Origin of the sequence: Mycobacterium sp. ENV421, assembly GCF_002887815.1 — a bacterium.
Taxonomy (GTDB): Bacteria; Actinomycetota; Actinomycetes; order Mycobacteriales; family Mycobacteriaceae; genus Mycobacterium.
The window spans coordinates 41,397-66,904 of sequence record NZ_PDHO01000024.1 but is presented as its reverse complement, the minus strand read 5'-3'; the positions used below and the strand labels follow the sequence as shown (position 1 = coordinate 66,904).

The 25,508-nt window shown below is 65.8% G+C and carries 24 protein-coding genes; 5 read left to right on the top strand and 19 right to left on the bottom strand.

Annotation, left to right across the window (positions count from 1 at the left end):
- Position 1: 1 nt before the first annotated feature.
- Genes CRM90_RS22815 through CRM90_RS22780 form a run of 8 tightly spaced genes read right to left on the bottom strand, consistent with a single transcriptional unit; the run spans position 2 to position 8,768 of the window.
- Positions 2-907 carry a carbohydrate ABC transporter permease gene (locus CRM90_RS22815; RefSeq protein WP_233209464.1) on the bottom strand — a complete coding sequence of 302 codons (906 nt, stop codon included), beginning with the start codon at positions 905-907 and terminating at the stop codon, positions 2-4.
- Positions 904-1,794, bottom strand: a complete 891-nt coding sequence (locus CRM90_RS22810) for a carbohydrate ABC transporter permease (protein WP_102809206.1) — start codon at positions 1,792-1,794, stop codon at positions 904-906. Before CRM90_RS22810 ends, CRM90_RS22815 begins: the two co-directional genes overlap by 4 nt.
- A gap of 7 nt (positions 1,795-1,801) precedes the next feature.
- Complete coding sequence (locus CRM90_RS22805; protein ID WP_102809205.1) at positions 1,802-3,079, bottom strand: ABC transporter substrate-binding protein; 1,278 nt, start codon at positions 3,077-3,079, stop codon at positions 1,802-1,804.
- An 11-nt stretch (positions 3,080-3,090) separates the two neighbouring features.
- Complete coding sequence (locus CRM90_RS22800) at positions 3,091-4,413, bottom strand: alpha-glucosidase/alpha-galactosidase (RefSeq protein ID WP_102809204.1); 1,323 nt, start codon at positions 4,411-4,413, stop codon at positions 3,091-3,093.
- On the bottom strand, positions 4,410-5,327 hold the full coding sequence (locus CRM90_RS22795; RefSeq protein WP_102809203.1) for a DMT family transporter: 918 nt from the start codon (positions 5,325-5,327) through the stop codon (positions 4,410-4,412). Before CRM90_RS22795 ends, CRM90_RS22800 begins: the two co-directional genes overlap by 4 nt.
- A gap of 7 nt (positions 5,328-5,334) precedes the next feature.
- The gene (locus tag CRM90_RS22790) at positions 5,335-6,312 is read right to left on the bottom strand and encodes an N-acetylglucosamine kinase (protein WP_102809202.1); all 978 of its coding nucleotides are present in this window, start codon (positions 6,310-6,312) and stop codon (positions 5,335-5,337) included.
- Positions 6,313-6,315: 3 nt separating this feature from the next.
- A complete protein-coding gene (locus tag CRM90_RS22785) occupies positions 6,316-7,449 on the bottom strand; it encodes an SIS domain-containing protein (RefSeq protein WP_102809201.1) in 1,134 nt (377 codons plus the stop codon).
- Positions 7,446-8,768, bottom strand: coding sequence for a D-tagatose-bisphosphate aldolase, class II, non-catalytic subunit (locus tag CRM90_RS22780; RefSeq protein ID WP_233209463.1), 1,323 nt, complete (start codon positions 8,766-8,768; stop codon positions 7,446-7,448). Before CRM90_RS22780 ends, CRM90_RS22785 begins: the two co-directional genes overlap by 4 nt.
- Before the next feature lie 111 nt (positions 8,769-8,879).
- Here CRM90_RS22780 and CRM90_RS22775 point away from each other — a divergent pair, with 111 nt between their 5' ends.
- A complete protein-coding gene (locus CRM90_RS22775; protein ID WP_102809199.1) occupies positions 8,880-9,665 on the top strand; it encodes a DeoR/GlpR family DNA-binding transcription regulator in 786 nt (261 codons plus the stop codon).
- Positions 9,666-9,675: 10 nt separating this feature from the next.
- Here the strand turns inward: CRM90_RS22775 and CRM90_RS22770 are convergent, their stop codons facing one another.
- Complete coding sequence (locus CRM90_RS22770; protein ID WP_102809198.1) at positions 9,676-10,512, bottom strand: class II fructose-bisphosphate aldolase; 837 nt, start codon at positions 10,510-10,512, stop codon at positions 9,676-9,678.
- Positions 10,513-10,565: 53 nt separating this feature from the next.
- Positions 10,566-11,162 (bottom strand): PaaI family thioesterase, encoded by a 597-nt coding sequence (locus CRM90_RS22765; RefSeq protein ID WP_502693305.1) that lies wholly within the window; start codon positions 11,160-11,162, stop codon positions 10,566-10,568.
- A gap of 100 nt (positions 11,163-11,262) precedes the next feature.
- On the opposite strand from CRM90_RS22765, the gene CRM90_RS22760 reads away from it, so the two are divergent.
- Positions 11,263-11,928 carry a PadR family transcriptional regulator gene (locus CRM90_RS22760; RefSeq protein WP_102809196.1) on the top strand — a complete coding sequence of 222 codons (666 nt, stop codon included), beginning with the start codon at positions 11,263-11,265 and terminating at the stop codon, positions 11,926-11,928.
- On the opposite strand, the gene CRM90_RS22755 is transcribed toward CRM90_RS22760, so the two are convergent.
- Positions 11,929-13,641, bottom strand: a complete 1,713-nt coding sequence (locus CRM90_RS22755) for a 3-ketosteroid-delta-1-dehydrogenase (protein WP_102809195.1) — start codon at positions 13,639-13,641, stop codon at positions 11,929-11,931.
- A 138-nt stretch (positions 13,642-13,779) separates the two neighbouring features.
- Between CRM90_RS22755 and CRM90_RS22750 the strand changes: the two genes are divergently transcribed.
- On the top strand, positions 13,780-14,922 hold the full coding sequence (locus tag CRM90_RS22750; protein WP_102809194.1) for a 3-ketosteroid-9-alpha-monooxygenase, oxygenase component: 1,143 nt from the start codon (positions 13,780-13,782) through the stop codon (positions 14,920-14,922).
- 288 nt (positions 14,923-15,210) lie between these two features.
- On the opposite strand, the gene CRM90_RS22740 is transcribed toward CRM90_RS22750, so the two are convergent.
- The 7 genes from CRM90_RS22740 to CRM90_RS22710 form a co-directional block, all read right to left on the bottom strand.
- Positions 15,211-15,654: a nuclear transport factor 2 family protein gene (locus CRM90_RS22740; protein WP_199190009.1), complete on the bottom strand. Its 444-nt coding sequence runs from the start codon at positions 15,652-15,654 to the stop codon at positions 15,211-15,213.
- 7 nt (positions 15,655-15,661) lie between these two features.
- Positions 15,662-16,738 (bottom strand): hypothetical protein, encoded by a 1,077-nt coding sequence (locus tag CRM90_RS22735; RefSeq protein WP_102809224.1) that lies wholly within the window; start codon positions 16,736-16,738, stop codon positions 15,662-15,664.
- Complete coding sequence (locus CRM90_RS22730; RefSeq protein ID WP_102809192.1) at positions 16,728-17,765, bottom strand: alpha/beta hydrolase; 1,038 nt, start codon at positions 17,763-17,765, stop codon at positions 16,728-16,730. Before CRM90_RS22730 ends, CRM90_RS22735 begins: the two co-directional genes overlap by 11 nt.
- Complete coding sequence (locus CRM90_RS22725; RefSeq protein WP_102809191.1) at positions 17,765-18,628, bottom strand: SDR family NAD(P)-dependent oxidoreductase; 864 nt, start codon at positions 18,626-18,628, stop codon at positions 17,765-17,767. The genes CRM90_RS22730 and CRM90_RS22725 overlap by 1 nt, the downstream gene beginning before the upstream one ends.
- Complete coding sequence (locus CRM90_RS22720) at positions 18,625-19,113, bottom strand: polyketide cyclase (RefSeq protein WP_102809190.1); 489 nt, start codon at positions 19,111-19,113, stop codon at positions 18,625-18,627. Before CRM90_RS22720 ends, CRM90_RS22725 begins: the two co-directional genes overlap by 4 nt.
- Positions 19,114-19,189: 76 nt before the next feature.
- The gene (locus CRM90_RS22715) at positions 19,190-20,758 is read right to left on the bottom strand and encodes an acyl-CoA synthetase (RefSeq protein ID WP_102809189.1); all 1,569 of its coding nucleotides are present in this window, start codon (positions 20,756-20,758) and stop codon (positions 19,190-19,192) included.
- Positions 20,755-21,927, bottom strand: coding sequence for an acyl-CoA dehydrogenase family protein (locus CRM90_RS22710; RefSeq protein ID WP_102809188.1), 1,173 nt, complete (start codon positions 21,925-21,927; stop codon positions 20,755-20,757). The genes CRM90_RS22715 and CRM90_RS22710 overlap by 4 nt, the downstream gene beginning before the upstream one ends.
- Positions 21,928-22,028: 101 nt before the next feature.
- On the opposite strand from CRM90_RS22710, the gene CRM90_RS22705 reads away from it, so the two are divergent.
- Positions 22,029-23,951 (top strand): flavin-containing monooxygenase, encoded by a 1,923-nt coding sequence (locus tag CRM90_RS22705; protein ID WP_102809187.1) that lies wholly within the window; start codon positions 22,029-22,031, stop codon positions 23,949-23,951.
- Complete coding sequence (locus CRM90_RS22700) at positions 23,948-24,835, top strand: SDR family NAD(P)-dependent oxidoreductase (RefSeq protein WP_102809186.1); 888 nt, start codon at positions 23,948-23,950, stop codon at positions 24,833-24,835. The genes CRM90_RS22705 and CRM90_RS22700 overlap by 4 nt, the downstream gene beginning before the upstream one ends.
- On the opposite strand, the gene CRM90_RS22695 is transcribed toward CRM90_RS22700, so the two are convergent.
- Positions 24,832-25,494: a Dabb family protein gene (locus CRM90_RS22695; protein WP_353616991.1), complete on the bottom strand. Its 663-nt coding sequence runs from the start codon at positions 25,492-25,494 to the stop codon at positions 24,832-24,834. The two genes, CRM90_RS22700 and CRM90_RS22695, sit on opposite strands and share 4 nt — an antisense overlap.
- Between the last annotated feature and the right edge of the window lie 14 nt (positions 25,495-25,508).

The window sequence follows — 25,508 nt, the reverse complement described above, 5'->3', positions numbered from 1 at the left end:
CTCAGCCCTTCAATCCCTGGCTCGCGACCGATTGCACGAAATAGCGTTGCGCCCCGACGAATACCAGCAGCATCGGCAGCAGGCTCATCACATTGGCCGCCATCAGCAACGGCCATTTGACGTGGTGTGCACCCTGGAAGTAGCTCAGCCCCAACGGGATCGTCATCTGGTCCTGCGATGTGATGACGATCAGCGGCCACAGGAAGTCGTTCCACGACGTGAGCACGGTCAAGGCTGCCAACGTCGACAGCGCGGGCAACGACAGCGGGAGGATGATCTTCACCAGCACGCCGATTCGCGAGGTTCCGTCGACCCGCGCGGCTTCCTCCAGTTCGACGGGGACGGTCATGAAGAACTGACGCAGGAAGAAGATGCCGAACGCCGTCGCCAGGTTCGGCAGCATCAGCGCGCCGATGTGGTCGATGCCCAGACCTGCCCACACGTTGTCGCCGAACCACTTGACGATCAGGAACACCGGGATCATCGTGACCTGGAACGGCACCATCAGCGTCGCCATCAGCGCGACGAAAAGCGCTCCACGACCCAGGAAGCGGATGCGCGCGAACGCATAGCCCGCCAGGCTGCACACCACGAGGTTGCTCACCAACACCACACCGGTGACCGCAGCGCTGTTGAGAAAGAAGTGCCCGAACGGCGCCGCGGCCCATGCCTCGGAATAGTTCGAGAAGCGCGGACTCTCCGGAAACAGCACCGGCGGGAAGCGATTGGCTTCGCCTTCGGTCTCCAACGATGTGACGAGCATCCACAGCAACGGCACCAGCAGGATGAACGTCAACGGGATCAGGACCAGATGCCACGGGCTGAACGGCAGCCGCCATCGCGATGTCGCGCCTGATTCGACCGGGTCGGCCGGGGCGAGACTGCGGGTGCTGAGAAGGCCGGTCATGAGTGCACATACCGTCGGGCCAGCCGGAACTGGACGGCCGTGACGATCAGGATCACGACGAACAGCGCGTAGGCCATGGCGGCGGCGTAGCCCGCGTCGAACTGTACGAAGGCCCGGTCCCACAGGTAGTAGACGATCACCGTGGTGGCCCGCAGCGGACCGCCGCGGGTCGTCACATAGACCTCGTCGAACAGCTGAAGGGCGTTGATCGTCAGCCACACCAGGAGGAAGAGGTTCGCCGGGCCGAGCAACGGCACCGTGATGGTGCGGAACCGGGTGAACGCGGATGCGCCGTCGATCGCGGCGGCTTCGTGTAACTCCGGTGGAACACCCTGCAGCGCAGCCAAGTACACGATCACCGAGAAACCTGTCCAGCCCCAGATCGTCATCGCCGCGATCACGTAGAGCGCCTGCGACGGGGAAGCCAGGAACGGCTGCGACGCGACACCGACGGCGTTCAGCGCGGCGTTGACCAGTCCGTAGTCACGGTCGGTCAGCCACAGGAAGATGATGCCCTGCGAGATCGTCGACACCGCCATCGTGATGTAGGCGGCGGTCCGGTACACCGAGATGAACCGCACCGAACGGTTCAGCGCCGCCGCGACGAACAACCCCACCAGCATCGTGCCGGGCACGAACAACGCCGTGTAGATGATGGTGTGCTTGATCGCATCGAGGAAGACGGGGTCGTCGGCCAGCTTCTTGTAGTTGTCGAACCCCACCCAGGGCGTCTCGGCGCTGAGCAGGTCGGACTTCTGGAACGACAACTGCAGCGACATCAGCACCGGGAGCAGTCCGAAGATCCCGATCAGAATCGCGGCCGGGCTGACCAGCGCCCACCCCGACACGGTGTCTGTGCGGCTCAGCCGCCGAAGCAGTGCAGGCATCGACTCCCTACTTCTCGGCCAGCTTCGCGTCGGCGGCCTGGGCGGCGGAGTCCAGTGCGGCCTTGGGCTGTTCCGTGCCGAGCATGACAGACATGACCGCCTGGCCGATAGCTTCCGACACTGCCGGGTACTGCTCGACCTGCGGCCGCACCATGTGCACGTTCTTCAGGTTGTCGACGAAGGCGGCGGTGCCCGGGACATTCTTGTCGAGCTCGGCGAGCACGGACTTGTCGTCACCGACCGAGGCGCGGATCGGCAGATCGCCGGTGCCCAAGGAGAACTTCTTGACCTGTTCGGGTGCCGACAGCCACTTCACGAAGTCGATGGCCGCCTGCTTGCGCTTGTCCCCGTTGTTGAACACCACCCAGTTGTCGGGTCCGGCGATGGTCTGATGTCCGCCGGCGGACCCGGGATAGCTGGGCATCACCTGGACGCCGTAGTCGATGTCCGACAGCGAGGACAGGTCCCACGGGCCGGTGACCAGCATCCCGATCTTGCCGCTGTTCATCAGCTTGGGGCCGTTCTCGTTGGTGGTGTCCAGGTACAGCGACTTGTCGGTCACCGCCATCTGCTGCAGCGTCGTCAGCGCCCGCACACCGGCGTCGGAGTTGAAGACGGCCTTGGTGTTGTCGGTGTTGAGGATGTCGCCGCCGGCTTCCCACAGCATCGGAATGTAGTGCCACACCGTGTCTTCGCTGCCGTCGGCGGGGATCAGCCAACCGAACTGGCCCTTGGCGGGGTCGGTGAGTTTGGCTGCCGCCGCGCGGAAATCGTCCCAGGTCCACTCCGGGGTCGGCGGTGCCACGCCGGCGTCGGCGAACAGCTTCTTGTTGTAGACGATCGCCAGATTGTCCACCAGTGCGGGCACGCCGACCACCTTGTCGCCGACGGTCGCCGCCTTGCGTTCGGCCTCGTAGAAGTCGTCCCACTTCCAGTCCGGCTTCTTGACCTCGTCGGCCATGTCGACCAGCGAGGGAATCTTCGCGATGTTGGGCGACCACGACCCGAACATGTAGGCCACGTCCGGTGCGCTGTTGCCGCGCACCGCGGTCAGAACCTTTTGCAGCACAAGGTCGTTCTTCGAGTACAACTCGGACACCTTGACGTCCGGGTGTTCCTTGTTGTACTGGTCGACCAGGCTCTTGAACACCTCGCCCTCGGTGTCCTGATAACCGTGCCACACCGCGATCTCGGTGGGGCCCGACGAGCCGCCTCCGCCACCGCACCCGGCGAGAACGACGGCGAGGACGGCGACCAATGCGATGCACAACCTACGTCGAATCACGGTGACACTCCTTAGTTGGCGAGATCTCGGGTGGATTGGGAACGTAGCGGCGGGGGCAGCAGGTCACCGTGCGCGGCGGTCAACTCGTCGCATAGCGCCCAGATCTGATCGACGGTCAGCGTCGCGGCGGTGTTCGGATCGACCATCGCCGCGGCGCGCACCAGCCGCGGGTCGCCGTCGACGGCCGCGCGCACCGTGAGGTCGACGGGCCCGAGGAAACTCCGGTTGAGCGCCGCGCACTGTGGCGGGAGGTCACCCACCTTCATCGGATGCGCCCCGAGGGCGTCCAGCAGCGTCGGCACCTCGACCGCCAGTCCGTCGGGCAGGTTGGTGATCAATCCGTCGTTGATGACGTTGGCGGAGATGACCCGCGGCGTTCCGGTTTCCAGGGAATGGATCACCTGCGGTGCGTACTCCGTGGAGCCGGTGTCGATGGGCAATGTCGGGGAGTCGGCCAATTCGGCTCGCACCCGGGCATATTCGGCGAGGTTGGCCGCACTGATCGCCACGTACTCGCCGACGTTGATGCGCAATCGTTCGATCTCGGCGTCATCGTGCAGGTACCAGCCGACGTATTCGCTGCTGTGCTCGCTCGTCTCGGTGGGGTAGTAGCCCAGCCGCCGGTACATGTCGACCCGGACTCGTCTGCGCAACTCCGGGTCGCTTGCGATCCGTTCATCCAGCAGGGGATAGAGGTTCTGGCCGCCGCGTTCCCACCGCAGCACCCAGGCCTGGTGGTTCACTCCCGCCGACCAGTACGCCACCTCGTCGTAGGGCACGTCGATGAGTTCACACAGCCCGACCATCGTCCAGTACACGGAATGGCACAGCCCAAGCACTTTCAGCTTCGGTGCGACCGCGTGCAGGAACGAGATGTTCATCGCCATCGGGTTGGTGTAGTTCAACAACCAGGCGTCGGGGCACACCTGCGCCATGTCACGCGCGATATCGGCGAGCACCGGGAAGGTGCGCAGGCCGCGAAAGATGCCGCCGACGCCGATGGTGTCACCGATGGTCTGCTTCAGCCCGTAGCGCGCGGGGATCTCGAAGTCCCGCACCGTGGCATCGTGCATCCCGACCTGGATGACGTTGATGACGTAGTCCGCGCCGTCGAGCGCCCGACGGCGATCCAGGGTGGCCACGATCTCGGGCTCGGCGCCGGCGGCCAGCGCGGTCGCGCGGGCGATCGCCTGCGCCGTCTCGAGCCGCTGTGCGTCGATGTCGTGCAACACCACCCGCGTCGAGCCCAGCTCGGCGAACGACAGGATGTCGCCAAGCAGCTCGCGGGTGAATTCGACGCTGCCCGCGCCGATGATGACGACGGTGGGTTTCATCGCACCGCCTCGGTGGGAGACTCGCCGCGTTTCTCGTCGGCGTACACCATCAGCGTCGAGCCGACGAGGGCCAGCACGATACCGATCGCCCCATACGGCGTCGGCAGGGTCTGGTAGGCGATCAGCGAGATGATCACGGTGAGCGCGGGTGCGAGCGCGTTCGTCGTCGGCGCCACGATCGACGCCTTGCCGCGGGCGAGCGCCATCACGAGGAACAGCGCGCCGATCGCGTTCAGCACCTGGGTCCCGGCTGTCAATGCGGGTGCTTGCCAGGGGAAGTCGGTGGGTATGCCGCCGAGCGAGATCAGCGCCACGGGAATGAGAATCAGGCCGCTGATCGTCATCCACCCGAACGTGGTGGCTTCGTTGATCCCGACGGTCGCGGACTTGCGCATGAAGTACGCCTGCACACCCCACGCCACGCAGATCAGGATCGACAGCAACAGCCACGGGCCGGACGAGCCTTCGGAGTCGCCGCCGGTGACCGTGAACAGCACGATCGCGGCGAGTGCGAAGATCAGACCCACGACGGCCAGCGGTGGGATGCGTTCGCGCAGAAGCACCATCGCCATGATCACCGTGATGGCCGGCGAGATCGACACGATCGGGAAGATCAGATAGGCGGGGCCCATCGTCAGCGCCTGGAACAGGATCAGCTGGCCTCCGGCACCGGTCAGGCCGATCAGCAGGCCGTAGATCGTCGCGGCCGGGCGGCGATCCCACTTCTGTCCGCGGAGTGCGACGGCTGCCGGGATGATCATCGTCAGCGCCCAGATGCTGTAGATCATCTCGTCGGGATAGCCGTACTTCGACGACGGCAGGGCCGAGAATGCGCCCCACACGCCCCAGAACAGGATGAGCAGGGCGGCGTAGAAGATCCAGCCGCGGGTCCGTGGTGCGGTGGTCATGGTCATGGTGACGTCACCTTGTCGGGTTGTGGTCGGAAAGATGTTGTACGGCAGACGGACTCAGCGGATGGCCGCTGCGCTTGGCGGCGTAGAGCGCACCGCCCACTGCCGGGTCGAGCCGGGGAGTCTGCAGGTCGTACGTGGCCGCAGAGTCCTGCACTGCGGCGATGAACTGGTTCAGGAAGCCGTCGTTGGAGAACATCCCGCCCGAATAGGACACCGGCACGATGTCGGCATCGGTGAATCCGATCAGCGTTCGGGTCGTTTCGATCAGGGCGACCAGCTCGGCGACCGCCGCCGACAGGATGCGGGCAGACGGCTCGTCACCTGCCTCGGCGGCCTCGCAGACCGTCGTCGCCAGGGCGGCGATCTTGCTGCGGTTGCCTTTCCACGTGTCGATGACCAGACTGACGACGTCGAGATCACCGCTGACGTCCAGCCGCTTCTTCATCAGACCATGCAATGGGGCCTTCGGCAGCCTGCCGTCACTCATCCGGGAAAAAGCGTTGAGCCCTTGTGCGGCAATCCAATACGCTGACCCTTCGTCGCCGAAGAGTTCCCCCCAGCCGCCGACGCGGTGGCCGATGCCCTCACGTTCGCCGTAGGTCATCGACCCCGTGCCGCTGATAACGTTGATCCCGTCTGCGCCGGCCAGTGAACCGGCCCAGCCGCAAACCATGTCGTTGTCGCAGCTGTAGCGGTCATGCCCCAGCACGCCGGCGGGTACCGCGTCGAGAGCTTCGATGTCGCCGCTCGCCTCGCCGTAGCCGGGAAGACCGAAGAAGGCGGCGTCGATGTCGGCGGGCGTGATGCCCGCATGGGCGCAGATGTCGGTAACGCCCTGCGCGAGCGACTTTTCGACGATGTCGAAGCCGTCGTTGAAGTAGTAGGACGTCGGAGCCGTTGCGCGGGCGATGATGTGGCCGGTGTCGTCGACGAGCGCCAGCGCGGTCTTCGAACCGCCGCCGTCGACCCCTAGATAGCGTGCCATCGTCTACCGTCCGTTCCTGGTCATGGGATGGATCGTGACGCCGCGAACGACGCGGCTGACCTCGCCGGAGGGGAAAGGATTGTCCGGTGTCTTGCCGTGCTCCAGTGCGGTGAACAGTGCCAGGTATTGCGCGAACACCACGTACGCCAGTGCGACCATCGCGTCGTCCAGACCGTCGAGGCCTGGCAACACGACAGCCTCGCCGTACTCCTCGGGCAGCGGCTCGGTGCTGAGCACCGCGACCGCGTCGTCGCCGAGTTGGGCCCGAATCTCGGCGATGATGTCGAGGTCGTAGCGGTGGGTGTACGGGTCGGTGGCGGAGTAGACGACGACGAGCGTGTCACCGTCGAGCACGGACTTCGGCCCGTGCCGGAAGCCCAGCGGGGAGTCGAAGTAGGTGTCGACCTCACCGGCGGTCAGCTCCAGCATCTTCAGCGCGGACTCCTGCGCGAGCCCTTCGAGCGGTCCACTGCCCAGGTAGACCAGCCGTTTCTTTTTGGTCCTGGCCAGCGCCGCGATGTCGCTCCGCAGGCTTGCGACGTATTCGGCCGCGGTGGCCAGCGCCTCGCCGTTGGCGGCGGTGGCCGGACCGAGCAGCTGCAGACATGTCAACAACATCGAGGTCAGGCTCGAGGTCATGGCAAAACCGGTGTCGTTGGCACGCTCGGGCATACAGACGACGGCGGAGTTCGGCCGGCCGGCGTGCGCCTTCGCGAGCGTGCCGTCGGCGTCGCAGGTGAGGACGAGGTGCCAGATATCGTCGATCAGCTCGTCGGCCAACGCTGTGGTGGCCAGGCTCTCGGGACTATTGCCGGAACGGCCGAACGAGACCATCAGCGTCGGGGTGTTCCGTTCGAGGTGATCGAGCGGGTTGCTGACGATGCTCGTGGTGGCGATCGCGTCGACGCGGCGTCCGAGGTGCCGGCGAAGCGTGGCGGCGGCCATGTCGCCGATGAACGCGGAGCTGCCCGCCCCGGTCAGGATGACCCGGATATCCGGCCGTTCGACGATCGTGCGGACGAAGTCGGCGATCGCGGGATCGTTGCGATGGGCGACCTGCCGCCACACGCCGGGCTGCTGCCCGATCTCGAGAATCGTTGCGCCGCCGTCTTCTTGGGCTGGCGTGGAACTGGTCATCGTTGGTCTCCGGTGGTCGTGTTCTCAGTGCGGCAGGCGCGCGCGTAGGGCCGCATGGCATCTCGAATCCTGTCGATCACCAGGGCGTTGGCGGTCAGATCGAGTTCGCCGGCGCGGACGCGGTCGTACTGATGCGGGAGGAATTGACTGACGAGCGGCAGCGGGATGCCGACCCGGTCGAGGTTGTCCAGAAGATGTCGGCGCGCGGCATCGACCTCGTCGTCGGCCCAGTAGTACCGCAACCGGTCGCTGAAGCTGTAGCGGCGGGCCGTCTGCTGGGTCTGCGGATCCCCGTCGTAATAGGCCTGCCAGTACTGGGGATTGGCGAGCATGCGTCGTTCGACGACCTCGATCAGGTCGGACCGCGACTCCTGCAGCAGTTGGTTCTCGATGTGGGCGAGTCCGAAGAGCGCCTCGCGCATCGCGAAGGTCAGTCCCGGGCCGACTTTGAGGACGGCCCAATGGTCTTCGACGAGCTCGCGCAATTGTGCGGGTCGCTGATAGTCGGTGGAATGCGCCTCGAACACCAGATGCGGTTCGGTGTCGAGAACGCGCCGCAGCGCCGCGGTGGCGTTGCGGCGGTAGTCGATGACCTGAAGATGGTCGAATTCCACGCCGGGCTGCACCACCAGAGCCATGACCCGGGGCCACACGTGGTCGAGCCCAGACCGGGTGAACGCGGCGCGATGCGCGTCGATGGTCCGCTGCGCACGGTCCGGGGGTGTGGGGGTCAGGACGCCGAGCGTCTCGTGGGCCCCGCCCGGAACCGGCACCTCGGTGCCGATGACGTACATCGGATGGCCGGCGCCGCTGCGCTGCGCGGATTCTTCGGCGACGTGCAGCAGCTGTGCGGTGCGCTGCGCCACGGTCTCGTCATCGAGGACGGCCGGGTCGTCGGCACAGGACATGCTGCAATCGAGGTGAATCTTCGCGTAGCCGGCCTCGACGTACGCGGCGATCAGCCCATCGGCCTTTTCCATTGCGGCGGCGGCGGTTTCGCCCTGCCAACGATTCGGGCCCAGATGGTCGCCGCCGAGCACGACCCGGCTGCGCGGGAATCCGCATCGGTCGGCGATGCCGTGCACGAGGTCGCGGAACTCGGCCGGGCGCATTCCGGTGTAGCCGCCGAACTGGTCGACCTGATTGGACGTGGCTTCGATCAGCACCGGCACGCCATCGGTGGCGGCCTGCACGATCGCCGCCTCGACCACCGTGGGGTGTGCCGAGCAGACCGAATAGACACCGACCGTCTCCCCGGACTTGTGTCTGCGGATCGTGTCGGCGAGCCAGCTGATCCGCTCCCCGGACATTTGCAACATTGCTCGATCATGGGAAGCTCGCTCAGAGTGCGCAATGCAATCACGTCAAGTGATCAGTAAAACTGATCGTTTGGCTGATCGCCCGGCCTGCGCAGCGGAGGAGGCACCGCCATGTCGACCAGACGCACCGATCGGATGCGTGAGGTGCTCTCGCTGCTGCGGGCGCGGGGCGAAGTCGACTCGCAGGTGCTTCGCACCGAGCTGCGGGTGTCGGCGGCGACGTTGCGCCGCGACCTCAGCGAGCTCGAAGACCAGGGACTGCTGGTCCGAACGCACGGCGGGGCACGGGCTCTCGATCCGAGCGGCAGTGAGATTCCGGTCCGGCTGCGTGATCACCGGATGATCGCGATCAAACAGCGGATCGCCCAGCACGCCGCCGCGCTGGTGCCTGCCGGACCTCAGGCGGTGGCCTTGACCGGTGGGGTGACCACCAGTGAGGTCGCGCGATCGCTCAAAGGCCGTCCGCAGATGACGATCGTGACGAACTCCCTGACGATCGCCGCCGAGTGCGCCGTCGACGCGCACATGAAGGTGATCGTGACCGGCGGTTTGGTGCGGGCGAACTCGTTGGAGGCGGTGGGGCCGATGTCTGAGCACGCGTTCCAGGTGATCAACGTCGGCACCGCGGTTCTCGGTGCGGACGGGATGTCAGCCGAGGTGGGGCCCACCACGTTCGACGAGGCGGAAGCACGCACCGCGATGGCCATGGCCGCCAACGCGCAGCAGGTGATCGTCGCCGTCGACGGCTCCAAGATCGGCAAGGTCACTCTCGCAAAGATGGTGACACTCAAGGAGATCGATCACCTCGTGACCGACTCCACCGCCGACCCGACACAGCTGGAGCGAATCGGTGCGGCGGGGGTGCATGTCCACGTCGTGGAGGTGGGTGACGCCTGAGGCCGCGTGACTACCCGTCGACCGTGGTGATCAGCGCGGCGACCGCCTCGGCGATCGCTTCGCGTGCGGGCGCGAGGTAACGGCGCGGATCGTTGACGTTCGGGTCCGCGGCCAGGTGGGCGCGGACCGCGGCGGTGAAACGGACGTTGAGCAGCGTGCCCACATTGATCTTGGTGATCCCGGCCTCGACGGCCTTGCGAAGTTCGCTGTCGGCAACTCCTGACGAGCCGTGCAACACAAGGGGAACCGGTACGGCGGCACGCAACCGCCGGATGAGTTCGAAATCCAGGGTGGCGCTGCGGTCGGCCATCGCGTGGGAGCTTCCCACCGCGACCGCCAGGGCATCGACGCCGGTCGCCGCGACGAACTCAGCTGCCTCGCCGGGGTCGGTGCGAACACCGGGAGCGTGTGCACCGTCCTTGCCGCCCACTTCGCCGAGTTCCGCTTCGAGGAACAAACCCTCCCGATGTGCCCATTGCGCAGCGGATTTCGTGGCGGCAATGTTGGCGGCATAGTCCAGAGCGGACGCATCGAACATGACCGACGACGCGCCGGTGCCGGCGCAGGCGTGCAGAAGGCGCTCGTCTTCGACGTGGTCGAGATGAACCGCGACGTCGACCTCGGACGCGGCGGCGACTGCGCTCGCCGCGGCTGCGATCGGGTGCAGCCTGTCGTGGTGGAATTTAACGGCGTTCTCACTGATCTGCAGAATCACCGGCCTGCCAACATGTTCGGCGCCGGTGACGATGGCCTCGGCATGTTCGAGCATGATCACGTTGCAGGCGAGCACTCCGGAACCCGCGCGGTATGCGGCGGTGACGAGATCGGCGGTTCGAGCAAGCGGCATCAGCCTGTCCTATCAGCGTGCTGCGGCGGTGTCCAGCACGGGGTGCGGACTCGTCACGCTGTCCGCGGATGAATGAAGACCCCTTCCGCGCGCACCGTCACACCGTCGGACGTCGACAGGTGCCCGACGGCGTAGGTCTTCACGCCGGAGATCCGGTCGACGTGAGCCTCGGCCCGCACAGGTCCCAGCCGGGTCCCCAACTCGTAGCGCAGCGTGAGCGTTCCGGTGACGGCGGGCCGGCCCGGTTTGTGCGCGGTTGCCCCGAGCACGTGATCGAGCAGCAAGGCGCAGATGCCGCCGTGCACGTGTCCGGGGGGTCCCTCGTAGGCCGCGCCCAGCGTCACCTCCGCCCACACGCTGCCGTCGGACTCCTGGTGTACGACGAGCGGCGGCGCCAACGCGTTGCGTAACCCGATGACAGCGTTGCCCCACGCCCGGGGGCTCCCGGAGGGGTCCAGTTGGACGCCGAACGATCCGGGAATCAAGTCGCTGCTGAGCTCATCGGCCGCGGCGTCGATCTTGGCCTTCGCCGACGCGATGCCATCCAGAGCGGTATGACTGCGGATGGCGACATCGACCAGCCGACGCACCGAGTTGGTCAGTGACGCATACAGCTCCTCTGCGGCGTCATCCTCGTGCGTTGCGGACATCCCGACCATCTTTCGGCCGACGGGTGCTACCGCGCAATGCGGCATCCCGGCCAGCGGTCGGTGCAGGCAAACCTGTGACCAGGGTTGATACCCTGAGCAGATGACCGAATCCGAGTCTGGCGCCATGCCGTCGCTGTCCGCGACCGGCTGGGCGTTGCTCGGGATGCTGTCATACGAGACGGAGCTGTCGGGTTACGACATCCGGAAGTGGATCGACTGGAGCATGCGCTACTACTACGGCAGCCCCGCGTTCAGCCAGATCTATTCGGAGCTCAAGAAGCTCGAGAAGATGGGCCTGCTCACCTCGCGAGTGGACGGCGCAGGCACCCGCAACCGTCGTCTCTACAAGATCACCCCGACCGGGATGGACGCGGTGACCCGCTGGGCCAGGGAGGCGCCGGTCGAGCCGCCGTCGCTCAAACATCCAGCGATCCTGAGGGTGACGTTGGGACACCTGAGCGATCCGGCGTCGCTCAAACAGATGCTGCAAGAGCACATCGCCTACATCGACAGGATGCAGCGCGACGCCGCCAAGGAAGCTCGATGGGCCGCCGCGGATCCCTCCTGGGCGTACGCCAAGATCGCGCTGGAGTGGGCCGACAGATACTACGCATCCGAACGGGAACTCACCCTCAAACTCATGAAGGATCTCGACGAGGCGGAGGCGAATTTCCCGAAAGTCGGTGAGGGCGGCAAGATTCCATGGCCCGACCCGTCCTACTGGTACGAGATCGAGCGGAAAGCCGACGCCGAAGACGCCGACTGATCACCGTTCGCGTGCGGCGTCCAGCGCCGCGATGTAGCCGTACACGAGCCCCTGCGCGATGGTCGCACCGGCGCCGGGATAGGTGTTCCCGAATGCATTGGCCGCGGTGTTGCCGATCGCGTACAGCCCGTCGATGACGGTGCCGTCTTCCCGGAGCACGCGGGCGCGGTCATCGGCGCGCAACCCACCGCAGGTACCGAGGTCACTGAGCACCATCTTCACCGCGTAGAACGGTCCCTTGGTCAGCGGCCGCAGGTTCGGGTTGGGGGTGATCGTCGGATCACCGTAATACCGGTCGTATGCGCTACGGCCGCGCCCGAAGTCGGGATCCTCGCCGGCGAACGCATCCTCGTTGAAGCGGTCCACCGTCGCGCGGAAGTCCTCGTGCGGAACGTTCATCTGGCGCGCCAGCGCGCCGAAATCGTCTGCCCGCACGGCGATTCCGGCGTCATACCAGGTGCGGGGGATAGGCATGCGGGGAAACAGCTCGGCGGCAAACACATAGCTGTTGCGATACTGCTGGTCGAAGATGATCCACATGCTGTCCACCGGTGTCCCTGCGTTTTCCAGCTGCAGGATGCGCTGACCGAAGCTCATGTAATCGGCTGACTCGTTGGCGAACCGGCGACCGTTCTGGTCGACGATGAACGATCCGGGCAGCGACCGCTCGGCCAGCATCACCGCCGGAGCCCTGCCGGGCAACGGTGCCACAGCAGGGAACCACCATGACTGATCCATCAGGGCAATGTCGGCGCCGACGTCCTGGCCGATCCAGATCGCGTCACCGGTATTGGACTCGGCGCCGAGGCTGAAGTTGTTTTCCAGCGACTCGGACTGGAATTTCCGCCGCATGTCCATCCGGTGGTCGAAGCCGCCGGCCGCGAGCACCACACCGCGCCGCGCCGTGACGGTGACGGTGACGGTCGTGCCTGCGTGCTCGACGATCGCACCGGTGACCTCGCCTGCCTCGACGATGAGATCAGCAAGGGCGGTGTTGAGCCAGATCGGGATCTCGGCGCGAATGGCCCCGGCGAACAGGCCGGCGGCCAGCGCCTGACCCCCGGCGGCGTACCGCCTGCCGAGCGCCAGCCCGCCCACACTCTGCGCAAGCCGTTTGACGATGGTGGGCAGCCCTTTTCGGGGCACCCGGCTCATCAGATTCATCCAGCGGTAGTCCGCACCTGTGGTCGGCATCGGAATGCCGGCCTCCATGATGCCCGGCCGCAGATCCGGGAGGTACTCGCCGAGAATCGCGGTGTCGAGCGGGCGGCACTCGCAGGTGCGCCCCGCCGCCGAGCCGCCGGGCTCTTCGGGGTGGTAGTCGGAATACTCCTTCGCCCAGAACAATTTCATCGGCGTGGTGCGACGCAGCATGTCGACGGTCGCCGGAAGGTTGTCCACGTACGCCGCCGACCGTTCCCGCGGGGCCGAGCCGGCGACGACCGATTCGAGGTAGGTCTGCGCCCGGCTCGGGGTGTCCACCCCGCCGCATTCGGAGATCACCGGGCTGGCGGGCAGCCACAACGCACCACCGGACCGGGCCGTCGAACCACCGACCTGTGCCGACTTCTCCACGACGAGAACCGACAACCCCTGCTCTCGAGCGGCCAGGGCGGCCGCCAGCCCGGTCCCCGAACCGACGACGAGGAGATCCACCTCGATGTCGGCGACGGTCAGTCCGGCGGGAACGGTGTTGTGGCTGGTGGTGGTCACGATTGTGACGATAAGGCCGATCCTGGCGATTTCGGATCTGATCTCCCTTTGAGCGGAACGCGCGCCTCGCGATGGACCCTCTCCGCAGTTCAATGGGACATCAGCCCGCGAATGGATCGATCGAAGGACGGACGCACGATGACGACGCAACCCGAGGCCGACGAGATCCGATTGATCGAGGCCGGCGCGGTGCCGACCCGGTTCGCTCGGGGATGGCACTGCCTGGGGCTGATTCGCGATTTCGATGACGGCGAACCCCACCAGATCAATGCGTTCGGACAGAAGCTCGTCGTGTTCCGCGGCCAGGACGGCACCATCGCCGTGCTCGACGGATACTGCCGTCACATGGGCGGTGACCTGTCCCAGGGCACCGCCAAGGGCAATGAGATCGCCTGCCCCTTCCACGACTGGCGCTGGGGCGCGGACGGCAAGTGCAAACTCGTTCCGTACAGCAAGCGCACACCGAAGCTGGCCCGCACTGCGTCGTGGCCAACCATGCAGCAGGACGGCATGCTGTTCGTCTGGAACGACCCGGAGCGCAACGCGCCACCGGCCGACGTGACAATCCCGCGCATCGAGGGTGCGAGCAGCGACGACTGGACCGACTGGCACTGGTACACCACCGTGGTGCACACCAACTGCCGGGAAATCATCGACAACGTTGTCGACATGGCGCACTTCTTCTATATCCACGGGTCGCTGCCGACGCAGTTCAAGAACATCTTCGAAGGTCACGTGGCCACGCAGTACATGAACAGCGCGGGCCGGCCCGACATCGGGGAACCCGGCGAAACCCAGATGTTGGGAACCACGTCGGTGGCGTCGTACTACGGCCCGTCGTTCATGATCGACGATTTGACCTATCACTACACCGATGTCGACCACCGCACGGTTCTGATCAATTGTCACTATCCGATCGACGCGAATTCCTTTGTCCTGCAGTACGGAATCATCGTCAAGAAGTCTGCTGAGCTTCCCGATGACCTCGCCATGCAGACGGCGATCGGCCTTGGCGACTTCGTCAAGATGGGCTTCGAACAGGATGTCCAGATCTGGCGCAACAAGACCCGGATCGACAATCCGCTGCTCGTCGAGGAGGATGGGCCGGTCTATCAACTGCGGCGGTGGTACGAGCAGTTCTATGTCGATGCCGCGGACGTGACGCCAGACATGGTGGATCGCTTCGAGTTCGAACTCGACACAACGCAGCCCACCGCGGCCTGGATGAAGGAAGTGGACGCCAATATCGCCGCGCGCGCGACGTCCGGGTCGACGGAGTAAGGGTAGGAATGCGCCGCGACAACCGCCTCGACGATGCGCCGATGGTCCCTGTGACCTGCGGGCGCTGCGGGGCGGGTGTCCAGGTCCGCAAGAGCAGCTGGAATCAGACCAGTGTGCAATGGAGCGAGTCTGCGTTCAGCCGGTGCGAAGAGCGTTGCACGGCAGCACAATTGACCGGCGAGAGCCGTCCGGGTCTGTTTTTGGCATGTTCCGCGCTCAAGGCCTCGATTGCCGCCGGGGTTCACGCGGGCACCGTCCCCGTCGTGGACGGCTCCGCAGAACCCTGATTCAGCTGCCGAAAATCTCCAGCGGGCCGACGTAGCCGCGGTTGGCTTTGAGCCGTTCGGAAATGCGCCAACTGCCGTCGCCGGTTCGGCGCCAGGTGTCGTGGTAGTCGCCGAGGGTGTAGAAGCGAACCGCCGGATCGGCAGTCGCGTTGAGGTGGACGTCATGGATATAGGCCCTGCTGGTGGCGACATCACCGTCCACATCGACGACGACGTTGCCCAGCAGATGTTGAGTGGGACCGCAATTGTCGAGATAGCCGCGGATCAACTCGATGATCGCCGCACTTCCTGCCACCCGCCCGGTGCCGAAGTCTGCCTCGGCGTCCACCTCGAGGATTTCGCTCATCACAGACCAGTCGCGGTCGTCCATTGCTCGTGCGAAGTGGATCAACGCCCGTTCGATGGCGCGTTCACCGCGCAGGTGTTCCAGAAAGTCTGATTCCATGCGCTGATTATGCGAACTGGAACGCGCTGATGGGCGCCTCGTCTGGGTAGCTGGCTGGCCCGCCGAGATCGTAGGCGGCGTTGAGGGCGCCGATGAACTGTGGATCGTGCAACGGCTGGCTCGGCACGTCTAGTGTGATGCCCTTGCCGTTGAGGTCGTCGACCATCATGTCGATGGCGCGCTCGATCGTGATGTCGTCAGAGCCGTCCATGTTCTTCTTCAGTTCGTCGAAGTCGGTGAAGACTTCGGCCGACCAGTGCACGAGGAACCGCAGTTCGTCGGTGTGGTGACGAGCGATCACGTCCTCGCCGTTCTTCAGAACCCAGCTGTCGCGGTCGGCAGGATCGCCGGCGAAGACGGTATCGAATTCCAGTCCGGCCGGAATCTGTTGCTCCAGTGGTCCATTGGCCTCCCCGCGGTGCACCATCATTTCGTTCTGCACGACGACTCCGCGGTTGTTGATCGGTGGCAGGACGCGGGCTGGTGGCTTGAGCGGGCCGTCCGGCCAATACGTGAAACCGGATCCTTCGTCGAGGGAGAACCAGGTGATGACCTGGGCCATCTTTATGAGGTAGTCGGTGAACAGCCCGGACTTGCCCATCACGCTGCACAACCAGGTGGGCGCGTTCGAGTGGCGCACGCCGCGGAAGCTGGGGGAGTCCAGGTGTCCGGGGTCGCGGTTGGCGCAGGGTCCGTTGATGTTGAACAACATCATTTCGGGCTTGGCGTACTGCGCATTCCAGTAGCTCTTCGCGTGCTCGACGAAGTCGGCGTTGTAGAAGCAGTCGTGCAACTCGGGGTAGAGGACCGTGCCGTAGTTGGCCAGATACCCGCGGAAGGTGGGGGTGAGGAACAGGTCCAGCGAGGGCGTGAACCCCTCGGGAAATGCGCCACTCATCGTGGCCATCAATTCATCGGCCGAGGCGAAATGCTGAGCGATGATGAGCTTCCACGGTCCTTGCGTGTGCACGACGTCGAGCAGCCGGCGTCGTTGGTCCGCGGTGTAGATATCGGAGATCTCCCGCGGCGGCGCCACCGGACGCAGGATGTCGGACAGTTCCAGACGCTGCTCGTCAGTCAGCACGATGATCTCCTTCGGTGGTGAGGCTTTCGATTGTGGTGGGCGACGGGGCGGCGGATGGGGCCGACGTCCGTTGATCGGGAGGTTCGCTGCAACCGAGGGAGTGAGTGAATTTGGCGCGCAGCAGAGCCCCGATTTCTGCAATGGCCAGCCGCCCACGAGCGGTGGTATCCGAGCGCATCAAGAATCCGTGATACACACCCGGGTAACGCGTGATCGTCGTCTGCACGCCGGCGTCACGCAGCCGGCCAGCGTAGCGTTCGCCCCAGTCCCTGATCGGATCACACTCTCCGGTGACCACGATGGCAGCCGGCAGGTCGCTCAGATCCTCTGCATAGGCGGGGATTTGGTAGGGATCGTGCGATACCCCGGCGCCGCGGTCGACCAGTTCGTGCATGTACAGGATGTCGTCGTGGCGCAGCATCGGCGCATCCGGCATCGACGTGATCGACGCGGCACCCATATCCCGGTCCAGGCCGGGATAGAGCAACACCTGCGCACAGATTCGGGGTCCGCGGTGGTCACGGGCCGCCAAAGTGACGGCGGCCGCCAGCGAACCGCCGGCACTGTCGCCCACCACCGCCAGCCGGCTGCTATCCAAGCCCAGGGAATCGGCATGGGCGGCAATCCATTCGGTAGCGGCGTAGGCGTCGTCGAATTGAGCCGGCGGCGGTGACTCCGGCGCGAGCCGGTAGTCGACCGCTACCACCGCCGCGCCGCTGGCGTGGGCCAGCTCGCGCGCCAGGGGTTCGAATGAGTGATTGCTTCCCATCACCAGGCCGCCGCCGTGCAGGTACACCAACACCGGTGAGTGAGGGTCGTTGGTGGGGCGGTAGATCCGCAACGGGATCGACCCCGCCGGTCCCGATGCCGCCGCGTCACGGATCTCGGCCATCGGAGGCATCTCCGGACGCGGCGCGGCTTCGAGACCGGACCGCACCGCGGCCAGACCCCGGATCCGCATGGGAGCCGGCACACCCAGGGATGCGACGCGGTCGGCGGCATCCGGATCGAGTTGTGGGGGACGCATCAGTGCCGGGTCGGGTCGAATCGGCGCCGGGTGCGTAACGTCGGCGGCTCCTGGGTGGTCAGCACCCGGGCGCGCTCCGCCATCGCCGAGCCGACGTAGTCGGGTTGCGTGAGCAGATAGAACCGGTCTTCGGCGGCTTGGTCGAAAACCACCTCTGCGGCACTCAACGGGTCCATCGCGTCGGCCTTGATGTCGAGCATGGCGGCCCGCTGCGCCTCCGCCGCGCCCTCGTCACCGGAATCCACTCCGCCGGCGGATTCGAAGATATTGGAGGCCACCGCGCCGGGTAATACCGCCTGTACGTGCAGGTGGTGAGCATGGCCTGCGGATTGGACCTCCAGATGCAGACACTCGGTCAGTGCGAGCACAGCGTGCTTACTCATGATGTACGGCGCCTGCAGGGGCACCACCGCGACGCCGCCGACCGAGGAGAGGTTCCATACCCATGCCGGCGCATCGGTGGCCATCATCTTCGGGAGGAACGCCCGGATACCGTTGAAGACTCCGCTGATGTTCACGTCCACGACGCGCTGCCAGTTGGCCACCGGGATGTCCCAGAGATAGCCGAACTGTTCGACACCGGCGTTGTTGACCAGCAGCCGGACTGGGCCGAGTTCGCGGTGTACGTCGTCGGCCAACGCCTGGACGGCATCGGCGTCGCGGACATCGCACACCGTATCGATCGCCGATCCGCCTGCCGCGGTGAGCTCGTCGCGCAGATCCGCCACCGCAGCGGCATCGATGTCAGCCAACACCACTGTCATGCCGAGGCGGCTGGCGTGGCGTGCCAAGCCCGCGCCGATGCCGGCGCCGGCGCCGGTGATGACCGCGACGCCCCCGCCGAAGAGTTCGCGGGCGCTCACGCCGGTTGCGTGCCGGCTGCGGCCTTGGCCGCGTGTTGAGCGAACGGAATCGAATCCTCGGCGTCGAGCACCACCGTCAGCGAGGTCAGCACCAGCGAGTCGCCGGCGCGCCGGATACCGGCGTCGGCGATGCCGCTCGACACCGCGAACGGCACGTTGTTGGTGATCTGGTTGACAAACATATAGAAGCGAACCGTGGTCACATCGCCGACCACACCGGTGCGAAAGATGTTGGTCGCGTGGTGCCGGCACGGATACGGATTCTCGTTGCGATGCTCGGTCAGCCACGCGAGTGTTTCTGCCTTGCCGCTCAATTCGGCTGCCAGCAGGTGCTCGAACGGGCAGTTACCCGAATCGGACCGACTCAGGTACTCCATCTCGTCGGCGAGGCGGATTCCCACCTCGTCGAAGTGGCCCTGGTCGTAGTGATACCAGAATCCGGCGATGAACTCCTGAACCTCGGCCACCGTGATCTCGTTGCTCATACCGGCAGTCAACTCGGGCCCGGCGCCAAAAAAACCGCACCTGCCCGTTGAGTGGAACACCCAGATTCCGGTGGCGTCACACCGGCAGTGTGAACCGTTGCCGGAGGTCGCGTTTCAGCAGCTTCCCGCTGGGGTTTTTCGGCAACTGATCAACGAAGAACACGTGCTTGGGCGTCTTGAACCCGGCCAGGTGTTGCCGGCAATGGCCGAGCACGTCGTCCTCGGTCAGCTCCGCGCCGGAGCGCGGAACCACCGCGGCCACCACAGCTTCCACCCACACCGGGTGCGCCAGCCCGAAAACCGCCGCCTCCTCGACACCGGCGTGCAAATACAGCACGTCTTCGACCTCGCGACTGGCCACATTCTCGCCGCCGGTCTTGATCATGTCTTTCTTCCGGTCCACGACATGGAGCAACCCGGCGTCGTCGTAGAAGCCAAGATCCCCCGAGTGGAACCAGCCGCCCCGGAAGGCCTCGGCCGTCTTGTCCGGGTCGTCGAGGTATCCGAGCATGAGGTGCGGACTCCGATGAGAGATCTCGCCGACAGTTCCCGCCGCGACCGGGACGTCGGATTCATCGAGGATCGCGGTTTCCACGTTGAGCACCGGCCGTCCCGCGGCACCGGCGTGAACCTCCTGATCCTCTGGGCCCAGCGCGGACGCAAGTGGCGCAATTTCGGTCTGCCCGTAAAAGTTCCAGAGCTCCAGGTTCGGCAAGCGGTGCCGGATCTCGTGCAGGATCTCGGTCGGCATCGCCGACGCTCCGTAGTAACCCTTTCGCAAGCTCGAGAGGTCGACTCGATCGAAGACCGGACTCCGCAGCAGGCTGATCCATACCGTGGGGGGAGCGAAGTAGTTGGTCACCGCGTACCGCTCGATGGTGCGCAGCACCGCTTCCGGATCGGGCCGCGGTAACAGGATGCTCGTTGCGCCGAGGTAGATATCGGTCGCCAGGAAGTTGTCGAGCTGGGCACAGTGGTAGAGCGGCAGGGAGTGAATTTCGATGTCGTCGGCGCACATCGATCCCGCGGTGATGGAACTGACGTACTGCCACATCAGACTCCGGGCGGTGTGCATGACGCCCTTGGGCCGTGACTCGGTTCCGCTGGTGTACATCACCCGCAGCAGTTGGTCATCGTCCACCCGGGGCCTCGGCGGGGGCGACGTGGTGGTCAGGCTGTGCTCGAAGTCGATCCATCCCGGTGGCAGCGGTAATCCCGGAGCGGGGATGGCGATCCGCGTCGGGGCAGTTCCACTGCGGCGCATCGCTTCCTCGGCCACCGCGGTGAGATCAGCCTCGGCGATGAAGCCCGTGGCTCGGCAGTGATCCACGATGTAGGCGATTTCCTCGGCGGTGAGCATGAAGTTCAGCGGGACGAGCACCACTGCTGCGCGCGCCGTGGCGAACGCGAGCACCGCGTACTGCCAGCAATTTCGGGCCAGCAACGCCACTCGATCGCCAGGCCCGAACCCGTTGTCGCTCAACGCGGCAGCGGCGCGGTCGACGAGCTCGTCGAACTCGGCGAAGGTCAGGGTGACGTCGCCGTCGACGACAGCGACCTTGTCCGGGAATCGGCGGGCGGTGCGCCGGGGAATGTCGCCCAGGCCATGACCGCGCGCGGCGTCAACCAGGTCCTGCACGCTCATGCCGGGGCCGCCGTTCGCGTCGGGTCCAGGGCGAGGTCGCGCCCGATGATCTCCCGCATAATTTCTGAGGTGCCGCCATACACCCGGGTGACGCGCGCGTCGACAGCCGCGCGGGCGATCGGGTATTCGCGCATATAGCCGTAGCCTCCGAACAACTGCTGGCAGCTGTCGAGCACCCGGAACTCCATCTCGGTTGCCCAGAGTTTCGCCTTGGCGGCGTCAGCGGGAGTCAGCCGACCGGCATTGAGTTCGATCACGCAGCGGTCGACGAAGGACTCTGCGACCGCAACCTCGGTTGCCGCGTCGGCCAGCGCGAAACGCGTGTTCTGCAGGGCGCCGATGGGCTTCCCGAAGGCGGTGCGATCGCGGACGTGGTCGATCGTCCACTGCAGCGCGGCGCGAGCCCGCCCGAGGCTGCCCACCGCGATCTGCATCCGTTCCTGAGGGAGATTGCGCATCAGGTATTCGAAACCCCGGCCGACTTCGCCGAGAACGTTCGCTTTCGGTACCGCCACGTCGGTGAAGGACAGCTCTGAGGTGTCTTGGCAATGCAGACCGAGCTTGTCGAGGTTGCGGCCCCGTTCGAAGCCGGGCATGCCACGCTCGATGACCATCAACGTCAGTCCCCGGTGGCGATCGGGCGACGTGCGCACCGCGGTCATCACCAGGTCGGCATTCTGCCCGTTGGTGATGAAGGTCTTGGCGCCGTTGACGACGAAGTGATCGCCGGCGTCGGCACCGCTCGTCCGAATGGCGGCGACGTCGGAGCCCGCACCCGGCTCGGTCATGGCTATCGCGGCGATCAACTCGCCCCGCACGAAGCCTGGGAGCCACCGCTGTCGCTGCTCGTCATCGGCGACCTCCGCGAGGTAGGGCAGGCAGATGTCGTTGTGTACCGCGAAGCTCAGGCCCACGTTGCCGGCGTGCGCCGCCATGCAGCGCTCGATGAGGATCTGGTTGTAGCGAAAGTCGTTGACGCCCATGCCGCCGAACTGTTCAGGCGCCGCGAAACCGAGCAGGCCGATCGCTCCCGCGGCCGCGAAGACGGCGCGCGGGGCGATGCCGGCGGTCTCCCACGATTCGATGTGAGGAGCTATCGCCTTGGCGGCGAAATCGCCGGCCAGGTCACCGAAGGCCAGATGGTCGTCGTCGTAGTGCACGCGCTGCATGGACCGAACTCTAAGACCGCAGACGGCTGCCACCGCCGAGTCTCCCGCTGAGTAGACAACAGCGCTGCCGGCGCTGCGCAGTCCTCGGATACTCGGGTCCCATGAGCACTGGACCATCTGCCGTCGTACCGAGCACAGAAGTCGATCCGAGCGTGTTGCGAGATCACCTGCTGCAGGCCGATCCCGGCGTCCTGGTGGCCGTGCTGGCGCAGATGACCGGCGACCCGGCTGTCGTCGACCGGTACGCCGCCAAGATCGACCACGTTCCCGACCCACCCGAACGTGCCGGGACGACGGACCCCGTCACGTTGGATACCGTGATCGACGAGATCGTCACGGCGCTGGGTCGGCCGCGGCCGGCCGGTGCGCTCGCCGCCGACGACCGTGACCTGTTCGCCGCTCTACTGCCGGTCGCTCTGGGCGCGGTGGTCGACGACGAACACGTCGACCTCCTCCTCGAACAGGGTGGTTTTCGACCGTCGCAGCCCACGCTGCCCCGTACCGTCCCGATTCCGTCGACGACCACGATGGCGATCATCGGCGCCGGCCTTGCCGGTATCGCCGTTGCGCTGGCAGCAGCCGAGGAGGGTGTGCACTTTGCGATCTACGATCGCAACGACGACGTCGGCGGCACCTGGCTGACCACGACGTACCCGGGGATCGGTGTGGATACGCCGTCGGCCTACTACTCGTTGTCTCGCGAGGTGAACCCCGATTGGTCGAACTACTATCCGCAAGGCGCCGAATATCAGGCGTATCTGGTGGAGCTGGCCGACAAGCACGACCTGCGGCGCCACATCCGGTTCGGCACCGAGGTCGAAGCCTTGTGGTGGGACGAGCAGCGGCGGGAGTGGCAGATCCACTCGCGCACTGCCGACGGCACTCGCACCATCGACTACGCCAGCGTCGTCGTCACCGCGGCCGGCTACCTGAACCGGCCCCGGTTCCCGGAGCTCGAAGGGCGGGATACGTTCTCCGGAACCAGCATTCACTCAGCCCAGTGGGATCCTGACCTGGACCTTGCCGGGAAAAGGGTAGCCGTGATCGGGGCCGGGTGCACGGCTGTGCAGATCGTGGATTCGTGCGTCGACGAGGTCGAACAGCTCACCGTGTTCCAACGTCAACCGCACTGGGTTGCCCCGCGCAAACGGCTCTCCGACGATGTCCCCGAACACCGCCGCTATCTGGGACGCGCGCTGCCCTACTACGCGATGTGGCACCGGCTCAAGTCGTACTGGGCGACGGCGGACAACAACTACCCGGTCATCCTGCGAGACCCGGACTGGGCGCAGAGTCATCTGTCCATCTCACCGGCCAACGACGTCCTGTTGCAGATGTGCCTGGACTACATCGACCGAACGTTCGGCGCCGGTACCGACTTGGCGCGCAAGGTCACTCCCGACTTCGCGCCATACGGCAAGCGCATCATTCGGGATCCCGGCGGCTACTACGCGGCACTGACCCGCGACCACGTCGCTGTCGAAGCCAGTGAACCCGCGGCGGTGAATGCCGACGGCATTCGCACCGCCGACGGCCGCCAGATCGATCTCGATGTCATCATCTATGCCACCGGCTACCACCTGGACTTCCTGTCGACGGTCGACATCCGCGGTCGTGACGGCAAGACGCTGGCGGGGGAGTGGGGAGCCAGCCCGCGCGCATACCGGGGCGGAACCGTTCCGGGCTTCCCGAACCTGTTCATCACCTCGGCACCGAATTACAGCCCTGGCCATGGCGCGGGCGCCAACTTCGCGATGGAGGTCCTCGCCCATTACATCGTGGAGTGCCTGCAGCTCATGGTATTACGCGACGCGAGAACCATGGAGGTGACTCAGCGCGCCTTCGACGACTATGTCGCCGACGTCGACCGGGCCATGCAACGCACGGTCTGGTGCCACACACCGAACGCCCACACGTACTACCGGTCGGAATCGGGCCGTGTCGTCGTCGCCACCCCGTACCGGCTGGTCGACCTGTGGCGACAGCACCGGGCGCCCATCGAAGAGGATTTCATCCTGCAATGAGTCAGATCCTCGCCGGGAGAACGGCCTTGGTGACAGGGAGCAGTCGCGGAATCGGGCGCGCGATCGCCCAGCGGTTGGCTGCCGAAGGCGCCACCGTCGCGGTCACTGCCCGGGCCTACACACCGTCACCGTCGACGCGTTCCGGAGTCAGTCAGGCGTTGCCCGGCACCATCGAGGAAACGGTCGCGCTCATCGAAGACGCCGGCGGCGAGGCTTTCGGTCTCGCCGCTGATCTCGAAGACGCGGCGGCGCGCAGCGGCGTGATCGATGCGGTGGTGGAGCGAACCGGCCGCATCGACATCGTGGTGAACAACGCGGGCTACGCCGACTATTCGGTTGTCGAGGACATGTCGATGGAGACATTCGATCGAACCGTCGAGCACTACCTGAGGACGCCATTCGTTTTGACGAAAGCGGCTGTGCCACATATGCGCCGACAGGGGGCGGGCTGGATCGTCAACATCGGATCGGTCACCGGAGTGCCGCCGGTCCGGCCGTTTCGCGACTACAACAAGACCGCCGGGGATGTGATCTACGCGTCGTGCAAGGCCGCGTTGCATCGCTTCACCCAAGGCGTCGCCGCCGAACTGGTGGACGCCAACATCGCGGTGAATTGCGTCGGTCCGTCCACAGCGGTGCGCACTCCCGGCGCGGCGTCCTTGATACCGGACAGCTTCCCGACCGAGCCGGTGGAATACCTGGCCGAGACCGTCCTGGCGATGTGTCACCTCCCGGCCGAAAAGCGAACGGGTCTGGTGGCCTTCAGCTTGCACTACCCGTGGGCGCAGGACCTTCCGGTGCACACACTCGACGGGCGCACCGTGCTGCCGCCGCTGGAACCACCGGCAACGGCGAATCCGAACATCCGGCCCGGCGGGCTCTAGAGGACTGGCGCCCCGGTCTCGCAGAAGCTGTGGCACACGCGATCCCGGACGATCATGTCGGTCGTTTCCGGATCGAACCAACGGTCCACGACCGCCCAGTGCACCGGGTGCATCAGGTATGGACCCATCAGGCCGTCGACGTCGGTGAACTCCTGCTCGAACACGTGGGTCCACGGGGTCGTACCGATCGCCTGGCTGACACGGCTGAGCTGCCAGGCCTGGATGGTCGGCACATGGCGGGGCATCATCGCCAGTTCCTGTTCGAATGCGGCGACGTGGTCGTCAGGGACCTCCGGTGGCACCCGCAACAGCAGCGTTCGGTATACGGTGCCGTCCCCGCGGCGCAGCGGCGCACCGGTGTACGTGGCCCCGTTGACCCGGGTGATCGCGGGGTCAAGGAGCGCATCATCGAATGTGCTTTCGGCCCAGGTCATCTCGTCCGCAAATCGCAGGTGCACCATGATGTCACCGCCGTTGCGGGAACCGGCCAGCGTCGGTTCGACGAGTGTGCGCAGTGCACCACTGGCTTCGGCGGCCGAGCGGACTGGGTCGAGCAACCTCTCGCGTTCCGATTCGACGACGTCGAGCAAGCGCGTGACACCGACTACGGCACTGCCGGGCGAGCCGGGGAGTGGCGGCGGGGGTTCGGCCCCGGTCAGGTCGTCGGCTCGCT